Source organism: Nitrospirota bacterium (genome assembly GCA_015233895.1).
In the GTDB taxonomy this organism is placed as follows: Bacteria; Nitrospirota; Thermodesulfovibrionia; order Thermodesulfovibrionales; family Magnetobacteriaceae; genus Magnetomonas.
In genome coordinates, this window is sequence record JADFXG010000027.1 from 18,084 (window position 1) to 43,852 (window position 25,769).

The 25,769-nt window shown below is 42.1% G+C and carries 23 protein-coding genes; 18 read left to right on the forward strand and 5 right to left on the reverse strand.

Annotation, left to right across the window (positions count from 1 at the left end):
* Positions 1 to 6 precede the first annotated feature (6 nt).
* From HQK88_13820 to HQK88_13845, 6 genes are all read left to right on the forward strand, one after another.
* Entirely contained in the window at positions 7 to 510 is a 504-nt protein-coding gene (locus HQK88_13820) for an NAD(P)H-dependent oxidoreductase subunit E (protein ID MBF0617879.1), read from the forward strand.
* Positions 497 to 2,377 carry an SLBB domain-containing protein gene (locus tag HQK88_13825; GenBank protein ID MBF0617880.1) on the forward strand — a complete coding sequence of 627 codons (1,881 nt, stop codon included), beginning with the start codon at positions 497 to 499 and terminating at the stop codon, positions 2,375 to 2,377. Before HQK88_13820 ends, HQK88_13825 begins: the two co-directional genes overlap by 14 nt.
* Before the next feature lie 13 nt (positions 2,378 to 2,390).
* On the forward strand, positions 2,391 to 2,978 hold the full coding sequence (locus tag HQK88_13830) for a 4Fe-4S dicluster domain-containing protein (protein MBF0617881.1): 588 nt from the start codon (positions 2,391 to 2,393) through the stop codon (positions 2,976 to 2,978).
* Between the two features lie 28 nt (positions 2,979 to 3,006).
* Positions 3,007 to 5,001 (forward strand): molybdopterin-dependent oxidoreductase, encoded by a 1,995-nt coding sequence (locus HQK88_13835; GenBank protein MBF0617882.1) that lies wholly within the window; start codon positions 3,007 to 3,009, stop codon positions 4,999 to 5,001.
* A 201-nt stretch (positions 5,002 to 5,202) separates the two neighbouring features.
* Positions 5,203 to 7,290: a CHAT domain-containing protein gene (locus HQK88_13840; GenBank protein ID MBF0617883.1), complete on the forward strand. Its 2,088-nt coding sequence runs from the start codon at positions 5,203 to 5,205 to the stop codon at positions 7,288 to 7,290.
* Positions 7,284 to 8,552, forward strand: a complete 1,269-nt coding sequence (locus tag HQK88_13845; protein ID MBF0617884.1) for a tetratricopeptide repeat protein — start codon at positions 7,284 to 7,286, stop codon at positions 8,550 to 8,552. The genes HQK88_13840 and HQK88_13845 overlap by 7 nt, the downstream gene beginning before the upstream one ends.
* A 112-nt stretch (positions 8,553 to 8,664) precedes the next feature.
* Here HQK88_13845 and HQK88_13850 read toward each other — a convergent pair whose 3' ends face one another.
* Positions 8,665 to 8,907 (reverse strand): DUF2283 domain-containing protein, encoded by a 243-nt coding sequence (locus HQK88_13850; GenBank protein ID MBF0617885.1) that lies wholly within the window; start codon positions 8,905 to 8,907, stop codon positions 8,665 to 8,667.
* Positions 8,908 to 9,216: 309 nt separating this feature from the next.
* On the opposite strand from HQK88_13850, the gene ligA reads away from it, so the two are divergent.
* Positions 9,217 to 11,268 carry an NAD-dependent DNA ligase LigA gene (gene ligA / locus HQK88_13855; protein MBF0617886.1) on the forward strand — a complete coding sequence of 684 codons (2,052 nt, stop codon included), beginning with the start codon at positions 9,217 to 9,219 and terminating at the stop codon, positions 11,266 to 11,268.
* Between the two features lie 411 nt (positions 11,269 to 11,679).
* A complete protein-coding gene (locus HQK88_13860) occupies positions 11,680 to 12,390 on the forward strand; it encodes a hypothetical protein (GenBank protein MBF0617887.1) in 711 nt (236 codons plus the stop codon).
* 319 nt (positions 12,391 to 12,709) lie between these two features.
* On the opposite strand, the gene HQK88_13865 is transcribed toward HQK88_13860, so the two are convergent.
* From HQK88_13865 to HQK88_13880, 4 genes are read right to left on the reverse strand one after another with little or no spacing between them, the layout of a single operon-like run.
* On the reverse strand, positions 12,710 to 13,501 hold the full coding sequence (locus tag HQK88_13865; protein ID MBF0617888.1) for a prepilin peptidase: 792 nt from the start codon (positions 13,499 to 13,501) through the stop codon (positions 12,710 to 12,712).
* Position 13,502: 1 nt separating this feature from the next.
* A complete protein-coding gene (locus HQK88_13870; protein MBF0617889.1) occupies positions 13,503 to 13,820 on the reverse strand; it encodes a hypothetical protein in 318 nt (105 codons plus the stop codon).
* 24 nt (positions 13,821 to 13,844) lie between these two features.
* Complete coding sequence (gene nusA / locus HQK88_13875) at positions 13,845 to 14,945, reverse strand: transcription termination/antitermination protein NusA (GenBank protein ID MBF0617890.1); 1,101 nt, start codon at positions 14,943 to 14,945, stop codon at positions 13,845 to 13,847.
* Positions 14,942 to 15,391, reverse strand: coding sequence for a ribosome maturation factor RimP (locus tag HQK88_13880; GenBank protein ID MBF0617891.1), 450 nt, complete (start codon positions 15,389 to 15,391; stop codon positions 14,942 to 14,944). The genes nusA and HQK88_13880 overlap by 4 nt, the downstream gene beginning before the upstream one ends.
* A gap of 269 nt (positions 15,392 to 15,660) precedes the next feature.
* Here HQK88_13880 and HQK88_13885 point away from each other — a divergent pair, with 269 nt between their 5' ends.
* From HQK88_13885 to HQK88_13930, 10 genes are all read left to right on the forward strand, one after another.
* Positions 15,661 to 16,092: a MerR family transcriptional regulator gene (locus HQK88_13885; protein MBF0617892.1), complete on the forward strand. Its 432-nt coding sequence runs from the start codon at positions 15,661 to 15,663 to the stop codon at positions 16,090 to 16,092.
* Positions 16,093 to 16,181: 89 nt separating this feature from the next.
* On the forward strand, positions 16,182 to 17,276 hold the full coding sequence (locus HQK88_13890; protein ID MBF0617893.1) for a type II secretion system F family protein: 1,095 nt from the start codon (positions 16,182 to 16,184) through the stop codon (positions 17,274 to 17,276).
* A gap of 2 nt (positions 17,277 to 17,278) precedes the next feature.
* Positions 17,279 to 18,916, forward strand: a complete 1,638-nt coding sequence (locus tag HQK88_13895) for a PAS domain-containing protein (GenBank protein MBF0617894.1) — start codon at positions 17,279 to 17,281, stop codon at positions 18,914 to 18,916.
* Positions 18,917 to 18,918: 2 nt separating this feature from the next.
* Entirely contained in the window at positions 18,919 to 20,265 is a 1,347-nt protein-coding gene (locus HQK88_13900; protein MBF0617895.1) for a sigma-54-dependent Fis family transcriptional regulator, read from the forward strand.
* Positions 20,266 to 20,381: 116 nt separating this feature from the next.
* The gene (locus HQK88_13905; protein ID MBF0617896.1) at positions 20,382 to 22,022 is read left to right on the forward strand and encodes a cyclic peptide export ABC transporter; all 1,641 of its coding nucleotides are present in this window, start codon (positions 20,382 to 20,384) and stop codon (positions 22,020 to 22,022) included.
* Positions 22,006 to 22,872, forward strand: a complete 867-nt coding sequence (locus HQK88_13910; protein ID MBF0617897.1) for a prohibitin family protein — start codon at positions 22,006 to 22,008, stop codon at positions 22,870 to 22,872. The genes HQK88_13905 and HQK88_13910 overlap by 17 nt, the downstream gene beginning before the upstream one ends.
* A gap of 12 nt (positions 22,873 to 22,884) precedes the next feature.
* Positions 22,885 to 24,111 (forward strand): ABC transporter substrate-binding protein, encoded by a 1,227-nt coding sequence (locus tag HQK88_13915; protein ID MBF0617898.1) that lies wholly within the window; start codon positions 22,885 to 22,887, stop codon positions 24,109 to 24,111.
* A complete protein-coding gene (locus tag HQK88_13920) occupies positions 24,108 to 24,281 on the forward strand; it encodes a hypothetical protein (GenBank protein ID MBF0617899.1) in 174 nt (57 codons plus the stop codon). The genes HQK88_13915 and HQK88_13920 overlap by 4 nt, the downstream gene beginning before the upstream one ends.
* 17 nt (positions 24,282 to 24,298) lie before the next feature.
* Entirely contained in the window at positions 24,299 to 24,997 is a 699-nt protein-coding gene (locus tag HQK88_13925; GenBank protein ID MBF0617900.1) for a thioesterase, read from the forward strand.
* A gap of 89 nt (positions 24,998 to 25,086) precedes the next feature.
* On the forward strand, positions 25,087 to 25,707 hold the full coding sequence (locus HQK88_13930; GenBank protein ID MBF0617901.1) for a 4'-phosphopantetheinyl transferase superfamily protein: 621 nt from the start codon (positions 25,087 to 25,089) through the stop codon (positions 25,705 to 25,707).
* Positions 25,708 to 25,769 lie beyond the last annotated feature (62 nt).

Sequence of the window (25,769 nt, forward strand, 5' to 3'; positions counted from 1 at the left end):
GGGAAAATGGATATAGAAAATATAAATATTAAATCATCAATAGGTGTGATAGGAGGCATTATCACATCCAGTGAGAGCAGGCGTGGGATACTGATTCCCACTCTGCATAAGATGCAGTTGGAAAACGGCTATCTGCCTGAGGATTTACTAAGACTGCTCTCTAAAAAGTTGAGCATTCCGCTTGCCGAAATCTACAGTGTGGCGAGTTTTTACAAGCAATTTCATTTTACCCCCCGAGGAAAAAATATAGTCAGAGTGTGTACTGGTACGGCTTGCCACGTAAGGGGGTCTGCCAAGGTGGTGGACGCCCTGCAGAACAGGTTTAACGTAAAAGCCGGTGAGACCACAGAGGATTTAAAATTAACTCTGGAAACTGTAGGCTGTGTGGGATGTTGTGGACTTGCTCCTGTGGTTACAGTCAATGAAGGGGTAGTCGGCGCTGTCGGGCCTAAAAAACTTAAAGGACTAATCCACGACATAGAAGAGGGTGACGATAATGGAAAAAGTTAATAGCCTTGAGGCTTTTAAGAACCTTCAACTGCTCCTTAAAGAGGAAACCTTTAAGGAGGGCGTTCCCCGTCTTCGCACCTGCACTGGCACTGCTTGTATGGCTACCGGGGCGCAAAGCGTCATCAATAAAGTGGAGGAGGAGGCCGCTCACAGTGGCAAGCACATTGACATAGTGAAGACCGGATGTCAGGGATTTTGCCAGCAAGGGCCTGTTATGAAAGCAGAACCCTACGGTTATTATTATAAGCAAGTCAGGGCGGCAGATGCTCACGACATCGTTGGCACTACGTTTTCAGCAGGTTTTCCTGTAAGAAATCTGCTCTACAGGGACAACATCCTGAGTGAGCCAAAAGAAATCATGGAGACTCTGCCGTTTTATAAAAAACAGATGAGAGTTGCACTGCACAATAACGGGCTAATTGACCCTCGAAACATAAACCACTACATTGCGGTGGGTGGCTATACGGCTTTAGTTAAGGCTCTTGAGACGATGACCCCTGAGCAGGTGTTGGATGAGGTGGATAAAGCCAATCTCAGAGGGCGCGGCGGAGCAGGATTCCCTGCCGGCGAGAAATGGAAACACACTAAAAAAGCTAAAAGTAAAATAAAACTGGTAATAGCTAATGGTGATGAGGGAGACCCTGGGGCCTTTATGGATCGCTCTATAATGGAGGGAGACCCACACGGCCTGATAGAAGGAATGCTGCTCTGTGCTTATGCAATAGACGCTCAGTACGGATTTGTCTATGTGCGCCATGAGTATCCGCTTGCAGTTGTCCATCTTAAACTTGCTATAAAACAAGCCGAGGAGATGGGGCTGCTTGGCAACAACATACTGGGAACCGGCTTCAGCTTTACACTTGATGTAAGAGAGGGCGCCGGGGCTTTTGTCTGTGGTGAGTCAACCGCGCTTATCGCCTCTATGGAGGGCGAAAGAGGGTTCCCGCGTCCACGTCCTCCGAGGCTATCGGATATCGGGGGTGGCGCATGGGGCTATCCCAGTAATTTAAACAACATTGAGACTTTTGCCTGTGTACCGCATATAATTTCAAGAGGAGCGGATTGGTTTAAAAGCATAGGGACAGAGAATTCGCCGGGTACAAAGGTGTTTGCTCTGACCGGTAAGGTCAAAAACACCGGACTGGTTGAAGTCCCTATGGGAATAACGCTGAGAGAGATAATTTTTGAAATAGGCGGCGGAATATTAGATGGGAAAAAATTTAAGGCTGTGCAGACGGGAGGCCCATCAGGCGGATGTCTGCCGGAGGAGTATCTGGACCTGTCGGTGGATTTTGACTCTCTTCGTAAGGTTGGTTCCATGATGGGTTCCGGCGGTATGGTTGTAATGGATGAGGAGACGTGTGTGGTTGATGTGGCAAAGTTCTTCTTGTCATTTACCAAAGAGGAGTCGTGCGGAAAGTGTCCTCCTTGCAGAATAGGCACGTACCAGATGCTTGAGATATTGAAAAAGATAACATCGGGGCATGGTGAACCCTCGGACTTAGATAATCTTGAACAGATATGCCGTAAGGTGCAAAAGGGTTCTCTCTGTGGTCTTGGGCAGAGTGCTCCAAACCCTATTCTTTCCACACTAAAATACTTCAGAGAGGAGTACGAGGAGCATGTCCATGATAAGTACTGCCGTGCAAAGGTGTGCAGCGGCCTTGGCACTTACTCGATAGACCACAGCGAGTGTTTCCTGTGTGGACTTTGTAAACAGGCCTGCGCATTTGGCGCCGTTAAGGAGACAAGAAGATCGTTTTTCATAGACCAGGATATGTGCACAAAGTGTAAGTCCTGTTATATGGCCTGCCCGATAGGAGCGGTAAAAGTGGGAAAGGGCACGGCAAAAGCCGCCCGCAAATAAGGAGAACGTTGAAATGGCTGACGAGAAAGACATTAAGACAATAACCGAGGATACCAGTAAATACCGGTGTCCGATACAAAAAGCTATACTGTTTCTGGATGAGTTCATAGAGGGCCCAATGTGTGCCAAATGCCTGCCCTGTCCTATGGGATCATATGAAATGAGAGTGCGCTGTAAACGGCTTGCTGAGGGGCAGGGAACCTTAGCAGATGTGGAGGCCATAAAAAACATAGCTCCGATTATGTTTGAAGCGTCCATGTGTAAAAAGGGCAAAGACACGGCTAAGTTTATTATTGACACTTTAGAAAACCTGCCGGGAGTATATGAGGCACACACTGATGGCAACTGCCCCGACAAAGAATGTGCAAAGCTGACAGCCTACAGGGTTATCGGTGATAAGTGCACGGCGTGTGATGAGTGCAAGGTTGCCTGTAAGGACTTTGCCATACTGGGAGAGAAGAGAAAACCATATCTTTCCGGCTACTATTCTTATGAGGTAGTGGATGTCAGGTGTACACGTTGTGGAAAGTGCGCAGAGGTTTGTAAGTACGGGGCAATAGAAGTCGTCAACATAAAAGACACCTTAGCGGTTAAGGCTTGAAATAAAAAAGAGATGGAGGGATTTTTTAATGGCTAATCTGATAACAATAAAGATAAACGGTACAGAACACAAAGTACCGGAGGGAGTTAATCTCATAGATGCCGCTCAGAGTGTTGGGGTGCATATTCCTAATTTCTGTTATCTTAAAGGCATGAAGGGGATTGGAGCCTGCCGGATGTGTCTTGTTGAGGTTAATGGCCGTGCTATGACCGCCTGTATCATGAAAACCAAAGACGGTATGGATGTGGTAACAGATAGTGAGAAACTAAAGGAGTCGCGTAAGTTTGTCGTTGACCTCATTCTTTCTATGCACCCCCTTGATTGTATGACCTGTACGAAGGCTGGAGTGTGCGAGTTACAAAGCTATGCTTATGAGTTTGAGATTAAGGAATCATCCTTTAGCAGAAAGAAGTTTGGCTTCCCGATAGACGATAAAAATCCGTTTATTAAGAGAGACCCTGATTACTGTATACTTTGCGGCAGATGCGTAAGGGTATGTAAGGAGCAGGGGACATCCGTACTGGAATTCTACGGCAGAGGGGTCGGCTCAAGAGTGACCACTGCCGCCGATAAACCACTTCAGGATTCGGGTTGTACGTTTTGCGGCTCCTGTTTGGACGTTTGTCCGGTAAATGCCATAGTAGAGGCTGACAGATGGCGAAAGGGACGTGAATGGCAGTACGAAAAAACCGAATCGGTTTGTCTTTATTGCGCAGGCGCTTGTGATATAAAAGTCAGCACGCATAAGGGTGATGTGGCAAAGGTGTGTGCCGGTGGCGATGACGCTATGGCTGAGCACTTTATCTGCGCCCTTGGCAGATACGGTTTTGACTCTCTTAACGCAGAAACCAGAGTGTTGAATCCTCTTAAAAAAGTTGACGGCACGCTTCAGGAAACAACATGGGCTGACGCTGCAAAAATAGTCTCTGAAAAAATAAAAGGTGCCGGCTCCGGAATTCTAACGGTATCCTCGATTACTAATGAGGATGCTTTGGCTATTAAGGGCTATTATGAAGCAGCAGGGGTTGAGAACTTAGTTGCCTCAGTGTCTTCTTATAGCGATAAGGCTTCTCTCATTGGAGATGCGGTAGATGTGGAAAACGCTGATTTAATGATAGTAGCAGGACTTAACCCTAACCAATGGACACGGTTCCTTCCATCCATAGATGCGCTTATCAGAACAAAAGCTGACAGAAAAGCAAAGCTTGTGGTGATTAACTCAGAGGACGCAAAAATCGCCGAGATTGCCGATGTAGTACTTAGTGGCGATGAGGCTTCTTTGTTAAAGTCACTGGCAAAGGCCATTGCAGATGCCGGGCTTGCCCTGCCTGCTGGTTTAGATGTATTGGGAGCAAGTGTATCTGAGGATATAACAAAAGCTGCCGAATTATTTAAAAACGCTCAGTCACCGGTTGTTATAACAACCCCTCAACTGTATCAGGCTGCGGCAAATCTTGCGCTTTTTAAAGGCGGTGCGGTTTCTGTCGGCTATGAGGCCAACTCCAAAGGGGTAACACTGATGGGGCTTCAGAGTAAAGGTTTGAAGTGTACAGATATGGTTGAAGGAAAAGTTTCGTCACTACTCACTGTCGGACATGGGCCCTTACCCGGAAGACCTAAAGTGGACTTTTGGGCAGCCATAGTTACAAACATGACAGATGTGGTTAAGGAGGCTGACATTGTGCTTCCAATGGCGGCATACCTTGAGACTGACGGCACAATCGTTGACTATCAGGGACGGCTTAAAAAGCTCTCAAAAACTGTCGAACCCCTCGGCCAGGCAAAACCGGTTGCAGCAATATTCACTGAAATTGCCAAAGCCGCAGGAAAAGATATATCAATAAGTGCCTCCGAGATAGAATCGCTGGCAAAAGAAACTGTAAAGGTAAAAGCCGCACCATTTGAAAAACGAACAGATTTACACGCTGTTTCTCTTGAAATAGAGGAGCTTATACAAGCTCACATTGTTAACGGCTCAAGGCTTTTCTGGCTTAAAGAAGTACAAAAAGTAGCAGTTAGTTGAGATAAGATTCTTAAGGGAGAGGGCGTTGCCCTCTCCCTTAGACCCTCTCCCACAAGGGGTTTTAAACCCCTTGACCCCCGGTTTTGGTGTTAGCGATCATTCCAAGCCGTCATTGCGAGGAGCAAAGCGCCCTTGCAATCCCCTCCACACATTAAGTTATAATTTGGATAGTAAATTCTTGGGATAACGAGGACGAGAGCTATGCAATGGAAAGACGTTACGCTTAATATTTCTGACAAACAACGAACGCGCTTAAAACAACTCGGTGCACAATTTACCGATGCGATGGAAAATAAGGGGCTAATCAAATGTGATGTCCCTGTGTCTCTTACAGAAGAGCTTACAGAGATTATCAATGCCAACACTGAAGTCAGAGCAAATCTTAAAGACGCTTATGAAAACAATAACCATTATGTGTTGCGGCTGATTGACAAAGATAATGAAATCCTAAATCTCCCGTGGCCGCTTGTAAGGGAAACAAATCACTTTAAACAGCTTGTTGACATCAAAAGTCTGCATATAGTAAAAACACCAACTCCGATATTTGATAAAAATTATTCTGATTTTACACCACAAGTAGCAGCGCCATTAAAAATCCTGATTATGATTTCCTCGCCAACTGATTTAAAACTGGAACAGCGTCTCTCATATGAAGATGAGGAGTACAGTATTTTAAAAGCATTTGAACCGCTGCTTAAAACCGGCCATGTGCAAATTGACTATACTGATGACGGTTCCCTTGAGGCATTAGAGTCAAAACTTAAAAACAAAGATAACAAATACCACATTCTGCATTTTTCCGGACACGGTTCATTTAAGGGTTCACAGGGGACATTGTGTCTTGAAGATCATAATACTTTACAAGAGACGCGTGTACCTGTAACAGATTTAGATTTTGCAAAGGCGGTTAATGCAAAACCCGATTATAAAATCCCACTTGTTGTGTTGTCATCGTGTAAGACCGCTCAGGGCAATTCAGAAAAGATATTAAGCGGTGTAACTAACAAGCTTATAAATATTGAAACACCGTCTGTTATCTCAATGGGAATGTCTGTGTCAGATAGACATGCAATACGTTTCACAGCAGAGCTTTACACAGAACTCGCAAACGGGCTGTCTATCCCTGAGGCTTTCTCAACCGCTATGAAACGCCTGAAAATTCATGAGCAACAACAAGCTGCCAATGGCGGCTATGTAACACAACAATGGATGATTCCAAATCTCTACGTCTCACGTAAAATTGAAAAACTCGTGGACTGGGATAGCGCTCCTGTTCCCTTGAAATTGACAAACTATCAATATGTGACCGAGGGCAAACAAATATCGTTAGCTCACAAGGCGGGTTTTATGTTTGTCGGGCGCAGGGCTGAGAAAGCAAAAGTATTTGAACCGTTTTTTGATCGGAAACCTATAATGCTGAAGGGTCAGGGAGGAGTCGGTAAAAGCACAATGGCCGAATATATGGTTCAACGGGCTATAACAAAGGATCCTGCTAAGACCGTTCCGGTTATTATCACTCATGAGGTGCGCTCGATTGACGATGTTTTAAAAGTTATAGAAGCTGCAATGTTAAAAACCGGCTCTGAAAAAATGGTGAATATTACAATAACATCAAAATCTATTCCAGAGGCGATACTTCGGCTTGATACAATATTGAGAGTTTTTGCAACAGACTATGACCCCGTTTTAGTGTTTGACAACCTTGAAACATTTCAGGATGTTTCAACAGGTTTGTTTAAAGCAGAATATAATGACATTTACGAGGTTATAAAGCATCTGTGTAGTGAGAAAATCTTACAGTTGGTTTTAACCGGCAGATACTCAATTCCCGGACTTGCAAATGTAATTGAGGTCAACTTAAACAACATCGGGTTTAACGATTATTGGAAAAAGTGCCAATATCTGGAGTTGTTTGAAATTCATAATGAGCTAAACAAGAAATTCTATTTAGATACGATTTTTGATAAGCAAGAGGCCGAATTTGTCGATCTGGTTAAATTTCTGTATGAAAGCTTAGGCGGGAATTTCCGGGCGCTTGAATTCTTTAACGAGATTTATAAGAATAAGCGAACAGAAATCACAGAATCTCTTAAAACGATAAAAAGTATGAAAGCGGTTTTAGCTGCAGCTGTTACTGACATAAAATCTGAGATGGCGCTGAATCTTGTTTTTAGAGAATTACTAAAGCTGGTTAACGCTGGTCAAAAGCGGGTTTTGTATCTGCTTTCCAATTTCAGGATTCCGGTTCAACTTAAGGCGTCCAAGTGCAGCCTGAGGGACAAGTGCTAACAGACTTAGATAGCGCTCTTTCATATCTGGGCAATCTGACTCTTATTGAGATTTCAACGGTTAAGACAGACGATACAGAGACAGTTAAATACTATTTCGTAACGCCGATAATCGCCGATTTATTGAAAGAACATGACGGCTTAATGTCAAATGAGGATACACTGAAAAAGACTGGATTCCCGCTCTGCATGGGGTCGCTGAGCCCCGGGAATGACAAAGAGGGGATCACTTCCTTTTCTGTCATTCCTGCGGAAGCAGGAATCCATTCCCTTAAAGTCAACTTTTCCGATAAACTCGCTGGTGATTATTACGATGATGTTGTTAATAATTTTGATGGCGGTTTAACGGAACATGAGGAGGCATTCTATCACTACCACAAAGCCAGAGTAAAAGAAAAGATTAATGAAATCGGCTCAAGACTGTCTCGCTATTATTATGACAGCTCATTGTATTCAGCAGCCTTCCATTATTGTAAAGCCGTTTATGAATTACTCGGGTTGGAGTCAGATTTACATGTTTTAAATTATCTGGGGTTAATTCTTCAATTATATTGCGACCTTGACGGAGCACTAAAGATATTTTTAGAGGTCGAAAAAATTACAAAGGCTAAGGGCGATAAACAACAAGAAGGGGCTATCTTAAGTAATATTGGTCAGATATATCATGTCAAAGGCGATTATGACAGCGCTCTTAAGTATCTGCTTGATAGCTTAAAACTCAGTAAGCAGATTAATAATAAAAAGGGGGATGGGGTTACTTTAAATAATATCGGTGAGATTTATAGAGTAAAAGGCGATTATTACTCAGCGCTTAAGTATATGCGTGATAGTTTAAAAAACAGTAAGGAGATTGGCGATAAACAACAGGAAGGGATCACTTTAAATAATATTAGCCTGATATATGATGCCAAGCGCGATTATGACGAAGCACTTAAATATCTGCTTGAGAGTTTAAAAATAGCGAGAGAGATAGGCGACAAGCAACAGGAAGGGGCTGCTTTAAATAATATCAGCCAGATATATGACGCCAAAGGCGATTATGACAGAGCGCTTCAGTATCTCCTTGAGAGTTTAAAAATCAGTAAGGAGATTGGCGATACGTTTGGTGTTGCGAACGCTCTTTTTAACCTTGCGGCGTTATACGAAGCGACTGGCAAACCTGCGGAATCGGCACAGTGCCTAAAAGATGTAACAGAAATCAATAAGACGTTAAAGAGTTATGAAGTGTCACAGGCATTAAAGCGCGCAGGGATAGAGGGGTAGGGGCGAATAATTATTCGCCCTTCATATCTGCGAAAATCTGCGCAATCTGCGGATAGAGATCTTTTAAAAGCTTTTTTTCCGCAGATGACGCAGATGAACGCAGATAAAATTCCTAAAAGATAGCGAACTCCGACTCCTCTCCTGTTGCCTCATTAACGACCAGAAGTTTCCCTTTGTCAGCTTTATTAAGCTGTGCATTGGCATTCAATAGTTCTATGCCATAGATTGTACCGTCAGGTGCCATATCAATGTTAATCTCTTCACTCATCTTTATTGTCTCCACACCGGCAGGCTCCACACCTTCATGCAAACGTAAATATGCAATGTTGTATCTTGGATCGTAGCTTATTTTCATAAAACCGTTCAGTAGCTCCTCGTTCTGTTAACCGCTCCTTCGCATGAGGGTGAAATATTATCATTAACCGCCCCAAATATTGCCATCACAAACCATTATGTTATCTTAACTCAAATGTAAATACTCAGTAAAGTCACAGATGTCAAAGAGCGCAGGGATAGAGGGGTAGGTCTAATCCTAAATCAGAATTACTAAACGCTTACAACTGTCAATTAAACAACTGTAATTTGTGTTAATTTATATTTATCTGTGGTTTATTCCTTTTATTAATTTACCTTTTTGAAAACGAATTGGTATTATGAGTCACATATGGCAGATGCAAAAGCTGAAATAGAGGCGCTCGTAAAGGAGCTTAATTACCATTCTTACAAGTACTATGTGCTGGATGCCCCTGAGATTACCGATGAGCAATATGACCTCATGTACGGAAGACTCAAGGAACTTCAGACAAAATACGGTTATGTACCAAATGACTCTCCAACAGAACGAGTAGGCGGCAAACCTCTGGATAAATTTGAAAAAGCCCATCACAGAATCCCTATGCTCTCCCTTGACGATACGTTTTCATTTGAAGAGGCCATTGAGTTTGACCGGCGCGTGAAGAGACTGCTGGATACACCTTCTGACATCTGCTACAGTGTGGAGGTAAAGTACGACGGACTTGCCGTGGAATTAAGTTATGAACGGGGAACACTTGTAAGGGGCTCAACCAGAGGAGATGGCTTAACAGGTGAGGATGTAACACAAAACATAAAAACCATAAAGGCGATTCCTCTTAAAATTCCCGGCGGCAATGTGCCGGAGGAAATAGAAATCCGGGGTGAAATCTTTATGAAACGCGATGATTTTATCAAAGTAAACGAACTCAGGATAGCTCAAGGAGACCAGCCATTTGCTAACCCTCGTAACGCAGCAGCAGGCGCCATAAGACAACTGGATCCCAACATCACGGCACAAAGAAAGGTTCAAATAGCGTGCTACGGGCTTGGGTTTGCCTCTGCAATACCATTCAGCACACAGGATGGGCTTGTCGGTTGGCTCAGAGATAACAAGTTTCCAACACCGCATATTTTTGAAGTAGTGCCAAACATCGAAAAAGCTCTGGATGTGGTTAAACACATTGGTAAAATCCGAGAATCGTTGCCCTTTGACATTGACGGGGCTGTGATAAAGGTAAATGATTTTAAACTTAGAGAAACTCTTGGAGCACGGACAAAAGAACCGCGCTGGGCAATTGCCTTTAAGTATCAGGCACACCGAGGGGTAACAAAAATACGGGAAATCACAGTTAGCGTTGGACGCACCGGAACGCTGACCCCTGTTGCCATCCTTAGTCCTGTTTCAATCGGAGGAGTTACCGTATCTCGTTCAACTCTGCACAACTGGGATGAGATAAGACGAAAGGACATCCGCCCGGGAGACACGGTCATCGTGGAGCGTGCAGGGGATGTGATACCACACGTTGTTGAGGTTTTATATCGTGACAGCGCCGAACGAGAAACTGAATTTCCACCACCTTCTGCCTGTCCTGTGTGCGGCTCTGATGTGGTCAAAGAGGCGGCATCTGATGAAACCACAGAGGCTGCGGCATACAGGTGTATAGGGTTAAATTGCAGCGCTCAGGCCATCGGTCGCCTTAAGCACTATGTGTCACGGGCTGCTATGAATATTGAAGGACTTGGGAGGAAAACAATAGAGATGTTTTATGAAAAGGGGTTGATTAAGTCCATCACGGATATTTATAAATTAGAGGCTTTTAAAATATACGGACTTCCCGGATTTGCCGAAAAATCGGTGGATAATTTATTTATATCCATAGAAAACAGTAAAAAAGCGACCCTTGCACGGTTTCTCTACGCTCTTGGGTTAAGACATGCCGGGGAGTTTGTTTCAAAGGTTCTCGCTGTCCGTTACAAAAGCATAGATAAATTGTATCACATAAAACATGAAGAACTTGTTGAGACAGAAGGACTTGGCGAAATCATAGCTGAGAGCATTGCAGAATTTTTTAATGACGAAAAAAACATACAAGCAATAAAAGAGATTTTAAATAAAGGCGTTCAGCTAAGCAATCCCGACTATAAATCAAACGTCTCAAGCGAGGACGTACAGCCCGGGCTTTTTGGCGCTAAATTGCCACTGGATGGTTTAAAGGTTGTAATCACCGGAACTCTGCCGGTTGAGCGTAAACGGCTTGAGGCATTAATCTCAGAAAACGGAGGCAAAGTGGCCTCTGCTGTATCCAAAGAGACATCGTACGTGATAGCCGGTGACAAACCCGGTAGCAAATTTGACAAAGCAAAAATACTTAACATTAAAATCATAACCTATGAGGAATTTCTCAAACTGATGGATAAGTAGTATTAAGGGAAAGGGCTTTGCCCTCTCCCTTAAAAACCCTCTCCCACAAGGGAGCCAGCTCCCTTGACCCTAAGTTTTTTTGCTGCGATTGGGTGGTTTAATCTAATGTTGAGTTGGTTTGCTTGTTAGTAAAGAATTTTTTAACCGGCGTTCCGCCGCTTAAAAAGTTTTAATGCGAGCTCTGCCCGCACAACAGACGAGCAGATTAAAAGATTTATACGTATTACCGTTCTATATATACCAGTGCAATCAGACATAACAGTACAAATCTTATTGTTTAGGCATGGATGCCCGATTCCATTTCGTTACTTACTCGGTCTGACAAAAGCGTCTATTTTTATATAAATATCACTGAGTAATTATTGACAATCCTTATGGTTTTAAAATAATATACAAGATGGTTTTACCTATATGAAAAAAATTCATTGGTTTATAAAAGGAACATGTATGACAGACAATCAGCTTGACCCTACAACTGAAGAAATGAAGCGTTTTATAAGTGAACGGCTTGATAGAATTTTTAAATTAGATGATCTCCCCTTTGAAATTGATAAAGGACCTAAGGTCGTTTTACATATATTGCCCATTGCTTCTTTTGCTTCTCAATCAATCCCTAAAATTTTTGATTCTCCTCAATTATATGACCTGAGCTTGATGAGAATAAAACCGTTAACTCATGATTCCAACAACGATGCCTTTCTAGCTCACTCCAGTATTGATACCTCAAGCTATTGCCAGCTATTCAGAACCGGGTGTATAGAATCAGTTGAATCTGACATAATCTATAAAGAAAAAGAAGAAATATTTATACCTTATAGTGCTTTTAAAAACATAATTATTGATGCTGTTTTGAAGTACGTAACTTTTCTCAAAAAAATAAATATGCAATGTCCTATGATTGTTGTAATCACATTGTTGGATGTAAAAGGTGTTCTTTTAAAAATTGACAATAATTATACAGAGACACCGAAACCTATAGACAAAGACATGCTTATGTTTCAAGACATTTTAATTGATGACTATTCGACGGTTTTAGAAAAAACTGAATTGGAAAAACTTTTGACGCCAACTTTTGACACACTATGGAATGCCTGTGGATTACCTCGTCGCGATCACTTATGATAAAGATGGTAATTTAAGAGGCCACTTGCAAGATAACCATTAAGGCTACAGAATTCTAAAGATTAGCTAACACTGAGAGATTATACTATTAAATCTTTTCATCTGTTCATCTGTTTTGAGGGCGGAGCTCTCATTGAAACTTTTTAAGCGGCGGAACGCCGGTTGAAAAATTCTCTACCCACAAGCACACCAACAAAACATGAAACTAAACTACACAATCGCAATCAAAGAACCGGGGGTCACGGGGAATCATTCCCCGTGCAGGATAGGGTCTAAGGGAAAGGACAGAGTCCTTTCCCTTAATACTTGCATCTCCTCCCTACCGCCTTCCTGCGTGTAAATATAAAAACAGCAATTCCCGTCCAAAATACAGGCTAAGAAGCGTACCGATTGCTAAAAAGGGGCCAAAGGGAATCCTTGACTGCCAATTCCTGCCCTTTACAATCATCACCGAGATGCCATAGATTGAGCCGATAAAGCTACCGGCAAACATTGCCATAAGTACGGCTTTCCAGCCTAAGACAGCGCCGGTCATCGCCATCATCTTGATGTCACCGCCGCCCATAGCCTCTTTTTTCAAGATTTTTTCACCCAAAAAAGCTATCGTATAAAAAACCCCAAATCCAACAGCCAATCCAATTATTGAGTTTACAATACCGAGTTTCTGGCTTGTGTTAAATACATCGGGCAGTATGAAAGCGCTGGCGATGAGACCTGCTATGGCGCCAGGGATTGTTATAACATCTGGGATAATCATGTGGTCAAAATCAATAAAGATTATCACAATCATAGACGATACAAATACCATATAAAATATTGAATACGGGGTCAGGTGGAATTTATAAAACGTAAGCACATACAAAAGCCCGTTCAGTAGTTCAACTAATGGGTATCGTATTGAGATTTTTTCCTTGCAATGTCTGCATTTGCCAAGCAGTATCAAATAACTTAACACTGGGATGTTATCCCACGGTAAAATACGGGTGTGACAGTGCGGGCACGATGAGGGCGGACTCACAATAGATTTTTCCAGCGGCAGTCTGTAAATACAGACATTTAGGAATGAGCCAACAACAAGCCCAAAGGTCAAAACCACTATATAAGGAAACACCCTACCCCTCTGGTGTGCTGACTGCTGAAGCCTGTTTCTTTAATTCTTCAATCTTGTTGTCAAGCTCTGTAACATCCCGCAGATTCCTTGAAATCTCCGGATGGGTATAAACGTTAGACGGATTTTCGGCAGAGCTTAATTCATATACCTTCTCACCTATCTCAGCATACAGTGAAGTCTTTGACCTTTCAAGCTCTGTTATTTTTTCAAGGAGTTTAAATAATGCGATATCTGTTTTCAATCTGTCGGAAACAAACACGGAGACCCATTTAATTTTTTCTATCCCACGCGCCAAATCTTCTTTAAGGTCACTCCACAATTCACACCCCCCCTACCCTCAACTTTAGCTGCCTTGCCTCTGTTCCAGTATAATATCGTCAAAGTCCTTATCTGTGCCATCCAGACGCATCTTTGAGTATCGAGTCTCACTTATAATATCTATATCCCAACCGGTAAGTTTCATGGCAAGCTTTACGTTTTGCCCTTTTTTACCGATAGCCAGAGAGAGCTGTGTGTCATCAACAACGACCATAGCTGTTTTATCCTCTTCATTGATACCGATTTTATCCACCTCGGCAGGCGTCAGCGCCTTGGCTATATAGACCCTTATATCAGTGGTCCAGTGGATAATGTCTATACGTTCTCCACGTAATTCTCTCACTATAGCCTGCACACGGGTTCCTTTCATCCCAACACATGCTCCCACGGGGTCTATCGAATGATCACTGGAAAACACGGCTAATTTTGTTCTCTCCCCTGGCTCTCTGACCAGGTCTTTTATTGTAACTATCCCGTCATTAATCTCCGGAACCTCCATCTTAAAAAGCTCCGATACGAATTCCGCAGAAGCCCTCGACAATACTATCTGAGGCCCCTTTGAAGAGGGATTAACAGCCGCAATATACGCCCTTATCGTATCCCCCGACTTAAGATACTCTCTGGGCAACGTATCCCTTATCGGCAGCACAGCCTCCACTTTCCCGATGTTTATAAAGTACATCCCTTTTTCTTTTCTTTGCACCACACCTGAGGCAATTGTATGCACCTTACCGATGAATTTATCATAAATTACGTCCCTTTCAGCCTCCCGCACTTTTTGCATTATCACCTGTTTGGCTGTTTGAGCTGCAATACGTCCAAAGTCCTTTATATCAATAGGGTCTTGTATCTCATCGCCTATTTTTGCATTTTTATTAAGCAGAAGAGCATCCGGAAGTGTTATTTCAATATGTGGGTCAACAACATTATTTACTACTGTTTTTGTCTTAAATACTCTGAGTTCATAGCTTTCAGGACTTATAGTCAGCCCTATGTTTTCATTCCTTACGAATTTCCTCTTCACTGCCGTCAACATCGCCGACTCTATTGTGGCTCTCAGGTGGTCCCTCGATATCCCCTTTTCATTGCTTATCTGCTCTATTACGTACCGGATTTCTTTGCTCATCTTATCTCTATCTCCACTTTAGCTCTTGATACGTTGTCAATGGGGATTGCCACAATTCTCTTATCAACCGTAAGGGTTATCGAATCCTCCTCGACGCTTTGGAGGCGTCCCCTGAAAAAATTCTCATTACTTATCTTTTCTGCTGTTACCACATTGAGAAGTTTCCCGATATTCTTTAAGAAATCTGTCCTGCCCTTAAGCGGCCTGTCTATGCCGGGAGAGGTCACCTCAAGTGTATATGACTCAGGAAACATGTCCTCTACGTCAAGCATCACACCTACTTCACGGCTAACCCTCTCACAGTCACTTAGAGTAACTCCGCTCTCCTTATCCAACGTCAATCTCAAAAGTGTACGGCTGCCGCGGCCCTTTACCTCAACCCCGACTATATCCACACCGTTTCTCAGTGCTACCTCCTCTACGAGGTTTCTTAATTTCTTCTGCATTTCCATCATAAAAAACAAAAAAGTGGGTTAAGCCCACTCGTTAAATTAAATAAAGAGCACATAACATCACTCTTACCACTAAATAGCATTATAGCATTTTTAATTGTAAATGTCAAATAAAGGCGGTTCAAACCCTGTGGTTATTTTTATTTTGGTTAAACAAAACAAAAAAAATCTTGATTTTTTAATTTTAATTAAGATACTATTAGTACTGATGTTGATAGCGGCAATTACTAAATACATTACTACAGGCGCATGAAGGGAAAGGTATGAAAACACCAGATATGAAAAAGGGGTTGGTTGTGCACAGAAACGACATGCCGCTTTATGCAATCGGAGTGGCAGCCGAGTTGGTAGGTATAACTGACCAAACACTGCGATTATATGAAAAACACGGACTAATCAAGCCGACACGGAGAAATAAAAACAGATACTACTCGGAAAACGATGTAAAGTGGCTCCAGTGTATAAGAGATTTGATTCACAACAGAAAGATAAGTATTGAGGGATTAAAACTCCTCCTTGACTACGCTCCATGCTGGGAAATAACTAACTGTCCGGAAAAAAAGAAAAGCATGTGTTCAGCCTATGTCAACAAATCCATGTCCTGTTGGGAGTTGAGTAAAAAGAGGTGCATTAAGGAAAACGGCGACAACTGTGATGACTGTATAGTCTATTTAAAAGCTTTCAAAAAACCTTAAATAACATAAAATAAAACATGTACAAGAAAATTTCTTTAGTTTTAGTATAATATACAATAGTGCTCTTATTTGTTTAAGGAGGGAGATGTATGGCAGGGCAAAAGACGACTGGGCAGCTAAAGAAAAAAAGTTTATCATTCGGTGGTTCTGTATCAGATAAAGACCTGGTGGTGTTTACACGCCAGTTTTCAACAATGATTGATGCCGGTCTCCCACTTGTCCAGTCACTTGACATACTGTCTGAGCAATCGGAAAACCCCACATTTAAGAACATCATATATGAAATGAAATTAGAGGTCGAGGGCGGCTCTACGTTTTCCGATGCACTGAAAAAATATCCGAAAGTGTTTAACGAACTCTACGCCAATATGGTTCAGGCAGGAGAGGCCGGCGGTATTTTGGATACGGTGCTTCAGAGGCTTGCCGACTACATTGAGAAGTCCATGAGACTTAAAAAGAAAGTAAAAGGGGCCATGACTTATCCTATAGTTATCATTTCAATAGCGGTCATATGTATAGGCGTTATAATGGTATTTGTGGTACCGACGTTTGCTAAGATGTTTGCCTCATTGGGCGGCACGCTGCCGGCTCCCACAAGGGTAATCATAGCACTCAGCGGCTTTATAGCCGGCTGGGGCGGTCTTATGATTGTTGTGGTTTTTGTAGCAACTGTGTTTGTCTATAAGCAAATTCGAAGTACAGACAACGGTAAGTACATAACCGATAAGATATTCCTAAAAATGCCCATATTTGGTATTCTTATAAGAAAGGTGGCTGTTGCTAAATTTACGAGGACCCTTGGCACACTTATCTCAAGTGGAGTGCCTATTCTTGAGGGACTTGAAAACACCGCAAGAACCTCTGGCAATAAAGTTGTGGAAAGAACAATTTATTCGGTAAGAAGCGCAGTAACAGAGGGGTTGCCGTTATCAGATCCTCTTAGCAAGGCAGGGGTTTTTCCGCCCATGGTCACCAGCATGATTGCAATAGGAGAGTCAACCGGAGCGCTGGATGCTATGTTAAATAAAATAGCTGACTTTTACGACGAAGAGGTTGACAACACCGTTTCAAATCTGACAGCCCTCATGGAACCTCTCATGATAGTTTTTCTGGGCGGAACTGTTGGATTTACTGTAGTTGCAATGTACTTGCCCATCTTTAAGATGGTCACTCTTATTAAGTAAACTTGTTTGTTGAAATAAGAAAAATCCGTGCTCTGATTCTTCTCAGAGTCGGCATCACATATCTTTTACTTGCATCGTTTTTTCTCTATGGCGGAAAGTTTGCCGTTTTTCCATACCCTGATTTGCTTTCCAATCTGGCTGTGTTTATATTCATCCTTACGATTCTTTACCTGCTAGTACTTAAAAGACTGCAGAAAACCCCAGATTCTAAAACCACCGGCAGGTTTCATTTATTTACTTATTTTCAGATTGTTTTTGATTCCTTTATTATTTTTTTTCTGATTATTATAACAGGGGGAATAGACAGCTGGTTTTCCTTTCTGCTGCTTGTAAATGTTATTTCTGCCGGGGTCACACTTGGCCGGGCCCCAATTATGATAATGGCATCATTAAATTCAATCGGTTACGGTACAGTCATCGTGCTGCAATTTTACCAGATACTGAAAGTTCCATATTCTGCGACTCTGATTGGCCAGGACTTCTTTTACAACATATTTGCAAACATGACGGCTCTTTTTCTAACCGCTTATTTAAGCCGCCATCTCCTTATCAGGCTTGAGAAAACCTCAAGCACACTTAAACAAGCTGAAAGTAATTTTCAAGACCTCTATTCATTTCATCAGGAGGTGATAGAAAACATACCGGCTGGCTTGATTTACACAGATAAGGACGGTAAAATTATGCTCTTTAACCGGCCAGCTGAAAAGATAACAGGCATTTCAAGAGAAACAGCAACCGATAAGACACTGTATGACATCTTTAAATTTGTACCTGTTCAAATGGATACCGGAATTTTTAAAGGCACTATTACGGATTATACAGATGATAGTGAAAAGATTATAGAAATGAAAATCTCAACCCATACAAATAACTCAGGTCAACTGCTGGGATTTGTTACAGCCTTTGAGGACCAGACCAGAATAACTGAGCTACAGAGGGATATGAAGGAAAAGGAGAAATTAGCAGCCATAGGAGAGCTTTCCGCAAACATAGCCCATGAGATAAGAAATCCTCTTGCTGCGCTCAGGACTTCAATAGAGATGCTTCGGGAGGACAGTCTTTCAGGCACACTAAAACCAGAGCGTACAACCCGCATCATGGACATTGCAATTAAGGAAATGGACAGACTCAACAAAATTATAACTGATTTTCTCATATACTCAAGCCCAAAACCTCCCAATCTTACCTCGGTTTATTTAAACAAGGTGCTGCGAGAGAGTGTGGACATGCTCCGCACCTCTGTGATAACCTATGCTGAGGGCAGCAGGCATATAAGCATTAACTATGACGAACCGGAGAGTTCGCTAAATGTTCATTGTGATGAGGATAAAATTAAGCAGGTGTTTTTGAATCTTGGTATAAATGCCTTGCAATCGTTGACAGCGGGCGGAACTCTCAGTATTTCTGTTAAACGTCTCGGTGATTTTGTTAAAATAACATTCAGCGATACCGGTACGGGTATTGATAGTGATGTTTTAAAGAAGATATTTTATCCCTTTTATACCACCAAAAGAGGGGGCTCCGGTTTAGGGCTTGCCATAGTCTACAGGATAATAGAGGAGCATTCGGGGAAAATAAAGGTGGTTAGTTTTCCCCAAAAAGGAACTACGTTTGACATCTTTTTACCCGGAGGCGGATAGAAATGGAGTATGGAAAAATCCTTATAGTGGAAGACGAAAAGAGTATGAACGAAATTCTAAGGATGCTTTTAGAGGGAGAGGGGTATGAGGTTGTTTCAGCATATGACGGCAGGGAGGGGCTTGAGGCTGTAAAGAAAGACATCTTTGACATAGTGCTTACAGATATTAAGATGCCTGTGCAAACCGGCTTTGAGGTTCTAAGGGAGGTGAAAGAACAAAGTCCTGAGACAATCGTGATAATGATAACAGCCTTTGGAACCACAGAGGACGCTATTGAGGCAATGAAGGCCGGGGCTTACGACTACGTAAATAAACCATTTAAAATAGATGAAATACGGTTAATCATAAAAAAAGCGCTTGAAAAACGGCATCTTAGCAGAGAAGTTAAAAATCTGAAAGACCAATTGGACGGCACCTACCGCTTTGAAAATATAATAGGCAAAAGTAAATGTATGAGAGATCTTCTTATGGCAGTGCCAAGGGTGGCAGAGAGCAATTCAAACGTGTTGTTGACCGGTGAAACCGGTTGTGGCAAGGAGCTGCTTGCCCATGCCATACATAAGCTAAGCAAACGGGCAGATAAAGACTTTGTTGCTATAAACTGTGCAGCCCTTCCGGAGGGGCTTTTAGAGAGTGAGCTGTTTGGGCATATGAAGGGCTCTTTTACAGGGGCATCCTCAAACAAAGAGGGCCTTTTTGAAGTGGCAGACAGCGGCACCATGTTTTTGGATGAGATAGGTGATATGCCCCTTGCGCTGCAAGCAAAACTGCTCAGAGTGCTTGAGGATGGTACGTACAGAAGAATTGGCGGCACTAAAGACCTAAAGACCGATGTAAGGGTAATATCGGCTACAAATAAAATCCTCAAAGATGAATCCGCTACAGGGCGATTCAGAACAGATCTGTACTACAGGTTAAACGTTATTCCAATTCACATTCCACCTTTAAGAAACAGAAGAGACGACATCCCGATTCTATTAGACTACTTTTTGGAGAAGAACAATATAACCAACAGAAGGTTTTCAAATGACGCCATTGACGCCCTGATGAAATACTCATGGCCAGGAAACGTAAGAGAACTTGAGAACATGATTGACCGGGTACTTACATTTTCCGAGGAAGAGATAATAACTGCAGAGGAGCTCCCACTGGAACTCCGAGAGCAGCTCATATCGGTAGAGTTTCCACCTGACGGGGTGTTTCTTGATGACATATTGATGGAAACAGAAAAACTGTATCTTAAAAAAGCACTTGAAACAGCCGCCGGAAATAAAACAGAGGCGGCAAAAGTGCTAAACATATCGTTTCGCCAATTCAGACACAGACTTAAAAAGTATGGTATTGATTAACAACGGATTGCATTTTTGTTGTACCAGCTTGTATAATCAAAAGTGTTAAAATGCCTGAGTGCCAATCAGACGTTTGTAAACACCAGATTTTCAGATACCGGAGTAAATACTGACACATGAGACTTTTAGATTTCTTAACTGCTGAGACTGACCTCAGAAGCACCAGGGTCATTGTGATGTCCACCCTGGCAGGTTCTGCCAATGCAATGGTAGTAGTAATCATAAACAACGTCGCTCAGGATTTTTCAGAGCTTAATTTCAGATCCCTTCTAATGTTTTCTCTGTGCATCTTACTGTATGTAGTTACAAAAAAATATTCACTCTATGAAACTGCCACAACAGTGCGCACGGCCATGTATCGAGCCAATATGCGGATTTCTGATAAAATCAGGCGCACATCTCTCATGTCTCTGGAGACAATCGGTAAAACACAAATATATACCACTATGGCTGAAAACACGGAAATTGTCTATGAGGCGTCAAGAAAAATGGTCAACGGAATCTCCCAGATAGTAATGCTGGTTTTCTGCTTTATTTATATAGCCATACTTTCTATGACAGCCTTCTGGTTTTCTATAGCCATGATAGGCAGCGCAGTTTTAATCTATATTCTAAACCAAAAAAAAATAAGCGAAGGACTTCGCGCAGCGGCCAATAAAGAGGGCGAATATTTTGACACTATGAATCATATCCTTGAGGGTTTTAAGGAAATCAAGATGAATGTGAAAAAAAGCGAGGATCTGCTACGAAATTATCTTGAAAAAATATCTCGTTCCACTAAAGAGCTACAGATAGGCACAGAGAACAGAGTGATAGCAAACTACATATTTATTCAGATATTTTTCTACATACTACTTGGTTCTATAGTGTTTGTGCTGCCTCAGACCTCGTCAGTAACGGTGAAGGTGGTAGGACAGATAACCGCTGTGATACTTTTTATAATAGGCCCCCTGGGAAACGTGGTAGAAGCCATACCGCTTATACTAAAGGCAAACATGTCGCTTGAGCGCTTTGACAATCTTGAGAAACTTCTGGAGGACTCCGACGATATGAAACACACAGCCCCTGATGCAATCCTAAGAAGTAAAGAAACATTTGACGCAATAACTCTCAAAAGAGTAATATTTACGTACCCTGAAACACCAGCAAAGCAATCTTTCACCGTAGGGCCCATAGACCTGACTATCAAACGGGGTGAAGTCGTCTTTTTAGTTGGCGGAAACGGTTCCGGCAAAACCACCCTGCTTAAAATACTGACAGGCCTCTATTATCCTCAGTCGGGAACTATTATGGTTGATGATATAGCGGTTAATATGACAAATTACGCATATTACAGAGACCTGATTGCTGTTATCTTCACTGAGTCCCATGTCTTTGACAGGCTTTATGGGATAGATGATGTTGACGAGATAAAACTAAACGAGCTTATCAATATGATGGAACTGGTTGATAAAACCTCATACGTTGAGGGTAAATTTACTGATATAAAACTCTCCACCGGACAGCGCAAAAGACTGGCCCTGATTGAATCCTTAATGGAGAACAGAGCGGTTTATGTGCTGGATGAGGTGGCGGCAGACCAGGACCCGCATTTCAGAAAGTACTTTTACGACAATATATTAAGGAAAATGCAAAGCGAGGGTAAAACGATTATTGCAGCCACTCATGATGACAAGTATTTTTATGTTGCTGACCGGGTGCTTAAAATGGATTACGGGAAAATAACTGAGGACAGACATCATGGGCAGCACAAGTAAACTTAAAAACCGCATAGCCTGCTTCAGAGACAACCTTAGCGAACACATCCCGCAGATGCTGGTAACTCTGATACTGGTAGCACTATTATTAGCGTTTCTTTGGCAGCGGATTGTTATTTCTGTAAACTCCGGAGAGGCAGGAGTGCTGTATAAGAGGTTTTACGGCGGTACGGTAGTAGATAAGGTTTACGGAGAGGGAATACACTTGATATTTCCATGGGATTCCATGACTGTGTACAACGTCAGATATCAGACTTTGCAGCACAACGTGGATGCAATAACCAAACAAGGATTAACAATACATCTGGATGTTGTTATCAGATACCGTCCGGAATATCAGGTGTTAGGAGTGCTGCATCAGGCAGTCGGAACTGATTATGCTAACACAATAGTAAAACCTGAGGTGGAGGCTGCCTTGCGTGCCGTAGTAGGTAATTATGACGCTGATGATGTATATTCCAACAAAAATGCAGCGATTCAGACAATAGTAAACCAGAGTCTCAGACAGGTATCTCGCAGATTCGTTCAGATAGACAGCGTTATGATAACAAAGGTCACACTGCCGGAGAAGATACAAAAAGCCATCTTGCAAAAAATGGAACAAGAGCAGATGGATCTCGCATATGATTACAAGGTAGATATAGAGAAAAAAGAAGCCTTTAGAAAGAAGATAGAGGCCGAGGGTATAAAAGTCTATAACGAAACTATAAACGCTACTTTAAATGAAAACATACTAAGATATGTGGGTATAGCTGCTACCAAAGATTTGTCAACATCCCCAAATTCAAAGATTATAGTCATAGGGGGCGGCAAGACCGGCTTACCTGTTCTTTTGGATACAGGGAAATAGAGGTTGTCGGGTTTGAAGAGAACATTTGTTTTAATTACAGTTTTAATTTTTATATCATTGCTTAATTCATGCAAGACGTATTTTGAAAAAACAGAGAAAAGGGGCGTAAAAGCTGAAAAACTAAGCGGGAATATAGTTATTGGGGTTGTGAGATCATCCACACAAACCGATGACATGGTAGATGGCATTATGCTGGCCGTAGAAGAGTTCAATGCAAAGGGCGGCTTTAAGGGTAGAAAAATGAGGTACATAGAAAGAGAAGACAATGGTAAACCGGACAACGCTATAGAAATAGCGCGTGAATTTGCAAATAATGAAGATGTAATAGCTGTTATTGGCCATCTGAACACAGACGTTGCGATTGCCGCATCAGTTGTGTATGAATATAATGGTGTTGTTTTTATAACACCAAGGGCGACAAATCCACTCCTTACCAGACATGGCTTTGGGTACGTGTTCAGAAATAGAACCTCGGATGGATATAGCGCTTTGTGGCTGGCTAAATATATGTACGACATGGGGTATAAAGACGTCGTAGTAGTTGACGACAACTCGGCCTACGGCACAGGGTTGGCAATCTCTTTTCAGACGTATGCCACAGATTTCGGGCTTAATGTGGAAAAAGGGTTTGCTTATTATAAGGGATACACTGATTACAGGTATATTATCGAAAATATAAAAGGACAGGGCAAATTCGATGCAGTATTCATTGCAGGAACAGCTCCTGATGCGGCTGTATTTATACAGCAAGCAAGGGAGATGGGATTAACAGCACCTTTTGTAGGAGGAAACGGCATTCACTCACCTCTGCTTTGGACAATTGCAGGAAAAGCCGCAGAGGGTGTCGTGACTTCAACCGAATTTAATCATGAAGACAACAATACAATAACAAGAGAGTTTATAAGACACTTTGAGGCAAAATATAAAAGGCAGCCGCATGAAATGGCAGCTCTCGGATATGACGATGTAGAGCTTATAATTTATGCTTTTACTAAAGGCGGCACGACAACACCTGAGGTAATCGCATCAAACATCAGATTTATTGAGGGCTGGGAAAGTGTTTTAGGTTACTATGATATGAAAGAAAATGGTGATATAGGTGATAAAAGGATTTACTTTGAGAAATTGCGCAATGGTGAGTTTACTTTGCTTAATTACGATAAAGATGAAACATATGAAGGCATAAAAAAGTTTTTTGATGAACACTTAAAAGATATTCACAAGGAGGTTCAAAAATGATTGAGTATATAATCTTATACGTATTGGGAAGTCTGATTATAGCTATGTTTGGAGCTAACAGAAAGCTTGGATTTTGGGGATATTTTTTTGCTTCTCTTCTTTTTTCACCATTTATTGGAATAATCCTGTTTTTTGCCTCCGATAAACGGAAAAAACCAGGTTGCTGCTGATTACAGGCACCGCAAATATGTTTACCCTGTTTTGTTTACCATTTGCGGGCGGCAGTTCATACTCTTACAGAGATTTCCAGTCTCATATTGGTGATTTTATAGAAATATCTCCGCTTGAACTCCAGGGACGCGGACGAAAATACGGCACTCCGTTACAGACAAACATTTACGACATGGCAGAGGGGCTGTACCTCCAGATGAAGGACAAAATAAACGGCAGGTACGCCTTCTGGGGACACAGCATGGGGGGATGGTTAGCCTATCTGCTGGTAAAGAAGCTGACTCAGGAAAATAAACCGCTTCCGGAACACTTATTTATAAGTGGATGTGAGGCGCCGTCTATAGAAAACCGCAGACGTGACCGCCACAAACTCTCAAAGAGCGAATTTATCGCACTTCTTAGAAAATATGACGGATGCCCGGATGAGGTGCTTCAAAACGATGAACTTATGGAGCTGTTTGAGCCAATAATACGGGCTGATTTTAAAGCTGTAGAGACCTATGACTATGAACCATCGGCGCCCCTCAATCTGCCCATGACAGTAATGAGAGGTCTTAATGAAGAGATAAGTTACAGAGACGTCCTAAGGTGGCAGGATGAGACAGTTCACAAGATAAAATTATTACAATTTCCCGGTTCCCATTTTTTTATCTATGACCATTTACCGGAAATAGGGAGAATAATTACCGATACGCTTGGAAATATTCAGTGTTAATTCAAATCTGATAATAAAATTGTCATATGATCTTTATACAATATATCCGTTTCAACAAACAACTTCCAGAAGCGCTTTTTGACTCATATATGAATTTGTTACCTGAAAAGGACCGGCAAAATATTCGCAGATTCCTGAGGTGGCAAGACAGAGAGGCGGCTCTCTATGGCAGATTGCTGCTAGCTTCAGGTATTGATAAATTCTTTAAAGACTTCAAGTTGACACTACATGACATATTGATAAATGAATGGGGACGGCCGTTTTTCAAAGACTCAGGAATCGATTTTAATATATCTCACACTGATGGCTGTGTCGTCTGTATCATAACCGATGATGGACGAGTAGGAATAGATATAGAATTTATAAAGCCCATTGATACAGACGGATTTCAAAAGTATATGGATACCTTGCAGTGGAAGGAGATAGCCACTGACAGCAGTTGCAAGAGTTTTTACAAGTACTGGACTATGAAAGAAAGTGTCATTAAAGCAGAGGGCAGAGGGCTTTCCATTCCGCTATCGGATGTAAAAACAGAAAAGCAGGGTGAAGCCATACTTTATGGCTACAAATGGTATCTCACAGAGGTTTTTATAGACAGCCGTTATATTTGTTATGCTGCCACTGATTTTTCAATCGGAGATGGGATTCGGATATATTCAATAAACTGTGTCAAGTGTGAAATCACCTTAAACGGTAATATCCAATTTTAGCCTACCCTCAAAAAATAAAGCAAGTTGAGAGACAGTCTGGCTCCAGTTTCTCAATGGCTGTC